General features: G+C 61.4%; 9 protein-coding genes and 4 pseudogenes. 5 read left to right on the top strand and 8 right to left on the bottom strand.

Going from position 1 to position 8,142, the window contains the following annotated elements:
- Positions 1-162: pseudogene (locus QK287_RS18065) on the top strand (DDE-type integrase/transposase/recombinase); the annotation flags it as partial.
- Between the two features lie 7 nt (positions 163-169).
- Here QK287_RS18065 and QK287_RS18060 read toward each other — a convergent pair.
- A complete protein-coding gene (locus QK287_RS18060) occupies positions 170-1,567 on the bottom strand; it encodes an IS30 family transposase (protein ID WP_282361087.1) in 1,398 nt (465 codons plus the stop codon).
- Positions 1,568-1,652: 85 nt separating this feature from the next.
- Here QK287_RS18060 and QK287_RS18055 point away from each other — a divergent pair.
- Positions 1,653-1,913, top strand: a pseudogene (locus QK287_RS18055) (integrase core domain-containing protein); the annotation flags it as partial.
- A 202-nt stretch (positions 1,914-2,115) separates the two neighbouring features.
- Here QK287_RS18055 and QK287_RS18050 read toward each other — a convergent pair.
- From QK287_RS18050 to QK287_RS18025, 6 genes and pseudogenes are all read right to left on the bottom strand, one after another.
- Positions 2,116-2,412, bottom strand: a complete 297-nt coding sequence (locus tag QK287_RS18050; protein WP_282361085.1) for a hypothetical protein — start codon at positions 2,410-2,412, stop codon at positions 2,116-2,118.
- Between the two features lie 1,094 nt (positions 2,413-3,506).
- A complete protein-coding gene (locus QK287_RS18045; protein ID WP_226776054.1) occupies positions 3,507-3,875 on the bottom strand; it encodes a type II toxin-antitoxin system death-on-curing family toxin in 369 nt (122 codons plus the stop codon).
- The gene (locus tag QK287_RS18040; protein WP_226776059.1) at positions 3,872-4,072 is read right to left on the bottom strand and encodes a ribbon-helix-helix protein, CopG family; all 201 of its coding nucleotides are present in this window, start codon (positions 4,070-4,072) and stop codon (positions 3,872-3,874) included. Before QK287_RS18040 ends, QK287_RS18045 begins: the two co-directional genes overlap by 4 nt.
- Before the next feature lie 646 nt (positions 4,073-4,718).
- A complete protein-coding gene (locus QK287_RS18035) occupies positions 4,719-4,853 on the bottom strand; it encodes a hypothetical protein (RefSeq protein ID WP_256447028.1) in 135 nt (44 codons plus the stop codon).
- A gap of 55 nt (positions 4,854-4,908) precedes the next feature.
- Positions 4,909-5,207 (bottom strand): annotated as a pseudogene (locus QK287_RS18030) (transposase); the annotation flags it as partial.
- Between the two features lie 149 nt (positions 5,208-5,356).
- Positions 5,357-5,674, bottom strand: coding sequence for a hypothetical protein (locus tag QK287_RS18025; RefSeq protein ID WP_226776055.1), 318 nt, complete (start codon positions 5,672-5,674; stop codon positions 5,357-5,359).
- Between the two features lie 4 nt (positions 5,675-5,678).
- Here QK287_RS18025 and QK287_RS18020 point away from each other — a divergent pair, with 4 nt between their 5' ends.
- The 3 genes and pseudogenes from QK287_RS18020 (at position 5,679) to QK287_RS18010 (ending at position 7,369) form a co-directional block, all read left to right on the top strand.
- The gene (locus QK287_RS18020) at positions 5,679-6,203 is read left to right on the top strand and encodes a hypothetical protein (protein ID WP_226776056.1); all 525 of its coding nucleotides are present in this window, start codon (positions 5,679-5,681) and stop codon (positions 6,201-6,203) included.
- Between the two features lie 145 nt (positions 6,204-6,348).
- Positions 6,349-6,636 (top strand): annotated as a pseudogene (locus tag QK287_RS18015) (IS30 family transposase); the annotation flags it as partial.
- A 130-nt stretch (positions 6,637-6,766) separates the two neighbouring features.
- Positions 6,767-7,369: a hypothetical protein gene (locus QK287_RS18010; RefSeq protein WP_226776057.1), complete on the top strand. Its 603-nt coding sequence runs from the start codon at positions 6,767-6,769 to the stop codon at positions 7,367-7,369.
- Positions 7,370-7,460: 91 nt separating this feature from the next.
- Here QK287_RS18010 and QK287_RS18005 read toward each other — a convergent pair whose 3' ends face one another.
- Positions 7,461-7,985: a GNAT family N-acetyltransferase gene (locus QK287_RS18005; protein ID WP_226776058.1), complete on the bottom strand. Its 525-nt coding sequence runs from the start codon at positions 7,983-7,985 to the stop codon at positions 7,461-7,463.
- Between the last annotated feature and the right edge of the window lie 157 nt (positions 7,986-8,142).

The following is an 8,142-nucleotide window of genomic DNA, read 5'->3' as shown; positions in this document are numbered from 1 at the left end:
CTCTACCTGGCCACCGTCATCGACCTCTGCACCCGCATGGTCGTTGGCTGGGCCACGGCCGACCATATGCGCGCCTCCCTCGTCACGGACGCGCTGAAAATGGCCAGGGACCGCGGACACCTGGCCCCGGATGCCATCTTCCACAGCGATCGCGGCACGCAAGGCGTATTCAACCGATCGAAGCAACAGTTGCTATTGGGACTGACTTTAGCTGGTCCGCGAAGGCTTCCGCTGGGGTGCGCCATCCTAGGACGCCGCGCGGCCGGTTGTTGATGATGTCGGCAACAGCTTGGATCTCTGGCATGCTCCAGCGGGAGATGTCGGTGCCTTTCGGGAAGTACTGCCGGAGTAGCCCATTGAGATGTTCGTTGCTCCCGCGCTGCCACGGGCTCTTCGCGTCGGCAAAGTAGACCGACAATCCGATTTCCTGGGTCAGAGTGGCGTGCGCGGACATCTCCTTCCCGCGGTCCCAGGTCAGGGAGCGGCGTAGGTTTGCCGGGAGTGGCTCGAAGGTCCGGACGAGTGCGTTCTTCATCGAGACCGCCCCGTAGCCAGCCAATGCGGGCCCATTCTTTGTTGGCTTGACCAGTCCGTAACCCTTCTGTCGGGGCAGATGGACGAGCATGGCGAAACGTGTCGTGCGGTCGATCAGAGTCGCGATCGCTGACCGGTTGAGACCAATGATGAGATCTCCCTCCCAGTGGCCTGCGACTTTCCGATCGTCGGCTTCGGAGGGTCTCTTCTTCAAGGTTGTGGCGTCGGTGACGTGCGCCCAGGCCTGCTGTCGTGTTCGCGCTCGTGGTGTGCGTTTGGTGCGCCCTCGGCGCAGGTGCCACGCCTGCTGCCTTGTGAGTCCGCCTCGGTTTGGAACGTAAAGGGCTTGATAGATTGCTTCGTGCGAGATCCGCATCGTTGGATCATCCGGGAACTCGATAGGCAGGCGTTTCGCGATTTGTTGGGGACTCCAGCCCCTCACCCATTCGCGGTCCTCCCGATGGGGCTTGTTCTTCCCGTCCCAGACCGGACCGACCGGGCCGAGTTGATCCCCATCGACCGATCTGACGTGTCCGCTGAGCTTGTCGTTAACGTACTCGCGGAGGCCGCCGTTCGTGATCAGCTTCGCGGTCTTGGGACGGCGGGCTCGTCGTTCGGCGTGCCACTGCGCTGTCGACGCCTTGTAGTCCAACCGATACGTTCTCGTCGACGCGTTCCGGCGCAGCTCCCGCGAGATCGTCGATGGGCTTCGGCCCAGGCGGCGAGCTATCTCCCGCACCCCGCAGTCCTGCGCACGCCACAACGCGATGTCCTCGCGGTCACTTGAGGACAGATACCGCCCGGACAGTGTCGGGGCCAGCTGAGGATTCACACCGCCAGCGTGCAGGAACCAGCGATGCGCCACTGGTTCTGACACGCCCGCCGCGACGCCGGCGTCCCTGGTCTTCGCACCGGAGGCGATCGCGACCCAGAACCGTACCCGGTCCTCGCGCCAAGCCACTGACGGCCGACCCGGCGAAGGGATATGCCCCCGATACGCCCGTACCTCCTTCTGACGACTTCGAACCGACATCCAACACCTCCGTGATCAGGTGTTGCTTCGATCGGTTGAATACGCCCAATACACCTCCCGGGAAATGGGCGCCTGGTGCACCGGTAACGGCGTCCGGCAGTCCATGGGTGCCACCGGGGTGTGCTGGGATAACGCGGTCGCCGAGTCGGCGTTCTCATCCCTGAAGAACGAGTTCTACCGCCACCAGAGCTTCGCCACCCGCCAAGACGCCCGCCGGGCGACCATGCGCTACATCGAGGTGTTCTATAACCGCTGGCGACCCCACACCCACAACGACGGCCTGCCGCCGGCCACAGCAATGGCCAACGTCAAAACCCAAAACCAGCCGCTAACCGCGGCCGCCTAACCCCGAAAAAACCAACCAACTGTCTCACATCCTTGACACACCTCAAACGATTCCCACACCAGGGCGGGGTGGGCGGTGAAGTCTGTGGTGTGTGGTCGGGGCGACGGGTCGGTGAGCCAGGCGAGGTCGCCGTCGGGCCTTGCGATGTAGCCGTCCAGGCTCGTGCCGATGAACACGCATCCCTGCCAAGTGCGATCGGTGTTCATGTCCAGCCTTCCAAAAGAGCATTGAGAGTAAGTGTTGGAGTCGTGGGGTTGAAGTCCACGGCCCGACGGTAGAGGCTGCCGTGGAGCGTGTCGAGCAGTGTCAGCGAAGCCGCGTGAGGATCGATTTCGCTCCGCAGCGGCACGTTGGCCAGGAGGGTGGCGAAGTAGCGGGCTTGCTTCCCCCAGCCCTCGCGTAGCAGCGCCGCCGAGGTGGGTGACCACAGGTCGCGCATAAGCTCCCCAAGGCCGAAGATCGCCGATGCGGATGAGGGCGCGGCAAAGTTCCCATCCACGTACTCACGCAACTCGGTCAAAACATCGACGGTCCCCACCCGGGAGTCGGGCACCCGATCGATCCAGCGCCGCGTGAGCGCGAGCAGTAGACCCTCTTTCGAGCCAAACCGCTTGATCAGGCCGGCGGGGCCTATGCCAGCGGCCGGAGCAACATCGTGAAGACCCCCCCCGGGATTATCGAAGGTCGCCGAACCACCGCAGCCTCGATGCGGTCGAGTAAGTCCTCATCGGAGGTGCGCTGCGGTCTGCTCATGGAGTTAGTAAATAGCCATTCACTAACGCGGGCAAGCTCATCACGACCACCTATTCGGTTCTCTGGACCCCAACGAAGATGCTCCACGGCGCGACCAACTCGGACACTCAGAAGCCGGATGCGGCGATGACGGGAAAGACGACGGCTGCGGCGGCCGGTTAACTGGCGGGAAGGCCATGGCAGAAGCCCACCAGTTCCCTGGAACTCGACCTCGAAGCCGGCCGCACCTACCGACTGGCCAGGCTCAGCGATCTCATATCAGCTCCGGATTCGTGCCATGTCATGCCATTCCCCGCGAAGTCCTGCATGAACAAATATCTGAGCGGAAAACCCGAACCGGCCGCAACCTTGGGTCGATCAAAAAAATCAGGAAGTCATGTTGTACGCGCCCCTAGCCACCATGAAGTAGTGAACGCGAAAACCCCAACGGGAGGACGAACGAGGATGAACTCCCAGAACAGACCCCGCGAGGAGGCACCCGGCCCGCCGTAGCCAGAGGCTCCCCCAAACAACCGAATAAGCCGTTCTAGGACCCTACACACCCGGAACATCAGATCAGAGCCAAGAGTGTTCACAATGTGCACACGAAAAAACACCCCAAAAGCGCCTGACCTGCGGAAACACTGTGCCCGAGGTGGGACTCGAGCGGGTTTCCAGCCCTTGAATTTCCGCCACTCCCCCGCAAACGTCCGCAATCCGGCCCAGTCCGGCACCAATACGACCCGATCCGAAGCCCAGGGTGTGCACAGTGTGCACACCCTGCTTTTGGCCTCCGAACTCCCCCGACGACTGCTCATGGCCGAATTCCGAGCCATCGGTCTGGGACCCCTCCCACAGCACCTAGCGCCGCATCAGGTGTTTCTCGATCAGGATGGCGCTGCGCTTCAAATCGATGTCGCCGGCGGCCACACCAACAACCAGGTCGAAGGCATCGTCGGCGCTGAAGACGTGCCGATAGCCGTTGATCCAGAGGAACAGGACCATGAGCGTCCAGGCGGTGCGTTTGTTGCCGTCGATGAGCGGATGGAACCTGGCCACGGACTCGAGGAGTGCTGCGGCCTTCGTGGCCAGTTGAGGATAGGCTTCTGTGCCCATGACCGTCGTCGCGGGGCGCGCCAGGGCGGAAGCGAGCAGCCCGATGTCACGGATGTGGAAGCCGTACCGGTCGATCACCTGCAGTGCGTCCTCGATTTCGAGGTAGGAACTCATGCATCCTCAAGGCGCTTGAGCAGCTCCGCATCATGACTCATCACGAAATCCAAACCCTCACTGATCTCCCGGCCTCGGTCGTGGCGCTGGAGGACCAGCTCGGCCCCTTGGAGAAGCAGGGCGGACTTGGAAGTGTGCTCCTCGGCAGCAAGCGCATCGAGACGGCGGTCGAGGTCTTCGGGAACTCGTAGATTCATGGCCATACCAAAATGGTACCAAACCAGTACCAGCCGCTACTGATGAGAGGGGCTGGTCGATCTCGGCCGCGAAGTCATTTATACGTTCGTTTAAGTGACAACGTGATTCCGAACCAGGCTGGAATCAGAATATGTCACTTAACCAGTCATCTATTCTAAGTCATGCAAAGGGTCATCGTTTCTCTGTATGTGACAAAAGATCGTGATGGTCATGGTTGCGCCGAATGTCAGTTTGCGAAGTCGTCTACACGGGATGTCAACACTCGTCCGCACTGGCTCTAGGACGTCGCTGAGGATCACGATTGGGGAAAATCAATGTGTCCTTCCTGTCGCGGCGACCTGTTCGTTCGACGGGCGGCGAATTCTGCGGCTCCACATTTGCTGGCTTTAGAGTTGCCCCCTCGGTCTTCAAAACCCAGTCGAAGATAGGGGCAGAGTTCCGCACCCCCAGACGCTCAAAACTAACCCCGCCTTGCCGAAGTCCGCCCCGTTGAACGAGATGTTTTTGCCGCTGAAGGTCGCACGGTCGAAGGCGGTTTGGCGGCTCCGGGTCACCAGGGTTCACAGACAGGGGTCATTGACCTCTTGCACGGTGGTGCCGCTCCCACGCACGTGTGTCGGCGTCACGCGGAGTGCAGTGCGGGATTTAGCTGGCGGGCGTCTTGGTCGACCCCGGCGTGATCGAAATCGGCATGCAGAACCTTAGCTGGCCCCCGGATCCGTCGTTGATGCAGTCGAGCGACACATCCTCGTCATCGGTGTGGAGAATGACGTTCGACATCCCGCGCTTACCCTGATTGAAGGTTCGCGGGGAACCCGGCGCCGGTAAGTTCTCCGATCACCGGGTGGATTCTTTTGGGTCCGGCCGGTCCTCACCGAGCAGCTTCGCTGCACGCTTGAGGATCTCCACTTCCGTTTCCAGCTGACGGATCCGCTTCCGGGCTTTGGCCAGTTCGGTGCTCTCGGGCGTCGTCAGCCCCGGGCGTTCGCCGCGGTCGATCTGGTCCTGACGGACCCAGTTGTGGAGGCCGCCCTCGCTGATACCCAGCTCGGCGGCCACTTGGCTAATGGGGTTGCCGGCCCGGACCAGGGCGACTGCCCGTGCGCGGAACTCCGGTGGATAGGGTCTTGGCATGTCTGAAGCCTCTCAGCGAGAGCCAAAAACTCAAACCATTTCGGGTAACCAATCCCTGGGGCAGGTCAAGCTGTCAACTAAACCTTCAGCAGTCCCCCAATAGGAGCATCGGTGGGCCGAACGCCAAGCGCCAGAGGTGACTGCCCCACCTAGGAAACTAAGACGACCCCACCTGATTCGCCATAGGTCTGCCGATCTACGACGCCAACGTGGGGGTTCCATGAAGCCGACTTGAATCCCTCAATCCTCAAAGCCGGATATTTCTCGAACCCCGTCTTGACGATGGTCACGTTGCCTTCACAAATCAAGTCCCATCCACCTTCAATCTCGCTTTTGAGCCCATCCGGAAGATCCACGGCGGAGGCGAGAGCGAAGAGGGAGTCGAAAGGCCTCCCGTGCCAACCGTCAGCTAGCACCAAGCCGGAAAAAGCACCAGTCCAGCGATCGCCGGATTCATCCAGATTCATCCAGATGGGCACTATTGTCGAACCGGGCGGTGCACTTATCGCTCAGCGGAAAGATGTTCCTGCCGGCTCCATATCCCGCTGGCAGCAGGCCCAACTCCACGACCTGAAAGTAGGCACTATGCCAATCCAGGAGAACCTACCCGAACCAGGCGGTGTCACTGCGCCTCCTGTCCCTCAGGCGACACTGATCCAGGAAGAGAAGCCGCGGCCGCCCCGGTTAATCCAGTGGTTGAGGCTCGCGCTCCTGCTCTCCTACCTGCTGCCCCCGCTCTGCCTGTTGGCGGGCACAGCGTCGGGTAACTACCCCGGTTACATCATCGTAATATTTATCCAATACGTGCTTCCGTTCATGCTCCTGATCTCGTTGATCTACCTGGGCGTCTGGCTGACGACACGGCGCAGGTACCGGTTCGATAGTCTCTGGACCACAACCATCATCGTCCTCATGTCTGCCCTGCAGCTGATAGTCGTTGCCCTCGTAGCGTTCGTCCTGTACCAGCTCTCGACCTACAACAACCCGTATGGATAGCCGGAAGACTTCACCCAAAGACCGCCAGAGACCCGAGTAACGGCTGCGGGTTCCAGTTCAGAACAAAAGCCCTTCCCGGGTCAGCCGGGAAGGGCTTTCTTTTTACACGTACCGCAGCTCCGTCAGCGCCTGCATTCCATCATTTCGGCATTCCCTGACCTGGGACCAAGGCATCGAGATGCAGGACTGGAAAACCGTGAAGATCGACACCGGCCTCGACATCTACTTCTGCGACCCACACTCGCCCTGGCAGCGCGGCATCAACGAAAACACCAACGGCCTGCTGCGCCAATATTTCCCCAAGGGCACCGACCTGAGCATCCACAGCCCCGCAGACCTCGACTGGGTTGCCCAGGAACTCAACGACCGACCGCGCAAAAGACTAGAGTTCAAGAAACCGATCAAACTGATCGAAAACCTCCTGTTGCAATGACCGCCTGAATCCGCCGATCGGCTACTGGGACCTGTCCCTGACGTCGCGCGGCGGTGGTAAGTGGCGGACGCGGATCGGGAGCCGGTGATCTCGGTATCGACGTCAGTACAGTGGGCAGAGGGGGGAACGAATGAGCAAGGGAACGACAAATGGTGGCCGTCTGCGCCAATGGTGGCACGAGTTCAATGCGAAGCCAGTCCCCTACCCGACGGACCCGGGCCGCGCCGCGGTGCCGTACCCGCCGTCCAAGCGGGGTCAACGTCACGCGTTCGCAGAATGCGAGGCGTACCTCCTGCGCGAGATCGTGCACGCTGGCGGCTGGGCCCGGCACGTGAACGCCCGCGGCGACCTCACGTTCGTCGCCCCGTGGCTCATCCAGCCCTGGCGGATACACGCTTCGCTCACGGACGACACAAAGGGCCGCGGTCCCATGAAGGCTCAGATGCAGGAGGTGGTGGACTGGCTCGCTAGCCATGGGGCGCTCCGGACGCTGAGCGACGAGCAGCGAAACGAGCTCGTTCGGTCCGGTGAGGATGAACGTGCTGCAGAGGGGCGCACCGGTGGGTCTCCGTACGACTCGCCGGAGTACCGCGCCAGGGTCGAGGACATGTACCGCGAGTGGGACCGCGATTCGTGGGAGGTCATCCCGGTGGAGATGCTGCACGTGTACCCGCACCTCGCCGACGCGGACCAGGACTGGCACGACACTGCCGTTCGCGCTGAAGAAGCGTAGGTAGCGTCGGCACCTGCTGACCGTCGTATCCGCAGGGTCGACTGACGGGCGTTCCCCCCGCGGACACCAGCAGCGTCCGATAGACGATCCCTTACCGGTCCGCACCGAGCTCCCACGCATCACGAAGAATCTCGAACTGCAGGTAGTAGCTGTTGGTCTCTAGAAAGGTCTCCGCCTCGCCACGGCCCGTTTCCCGCATCCCGAGTGAACGAAGAATCTGGACTGACGCGACGTTCGCGGCGACAGCCTCTGCCCAGATTCGCTCGAGTGACAGTTCTGTGAAGCCGTAGGTAAGGCCGGCTTCGGCGATTCGACGTCCCAACCCATGCCCCCAGCGGCGCGATGGCCCCACGAGAAAACCGAGCTCCCTGCTCTCCGGATCGGTTCCATGGAGATCCATGTATCCCAGGAGTTCACGGTCAACGCTTTCGGCCGCCAAGCGAAGCAACCCCGTAGGCGGGTCCTTGATTTGCCGGATCCAAAAGTCGCAGACCTTCGCCGGCGAGCTGGATGTCCATCCTGCATGTCGACAGAAGAGTTCGTCCTCGGCCCACGCGCCGAGAACAGCAGCGTCGGCGTCAGTGAGAGGGCGTACCTGCAGGAAGGAGACACTCATGTCCTCAAACTATCGCTACCCGTTCCAGGATGTCCCACCTACGCCCGGTAAAGGATCGGCGGATTCAGGCGGTCATTGCAACAGGAGGTTTTCGATCAGTTCGATCGGTTTCTTGAACTCTAGTCTTTTGCGCGGTCGGTCGTTGAGTTCCTGGGCA

Source organism: Arthrobacter sp. AL05, from assembly GCF_029960715.1.
In the GTDB taxonomy this organism is placed as follows: domain Bacteria; phylum Actinomycetota; class Actinomycetes; order Actinomycetales; family Micrococcaceae; genus Arthrobacter.
The sequence above is the reverse complement of the archived record's forward strand: the minus strand, read 5'-3'. Positions and strand labels throughout refer to the sequence as shown.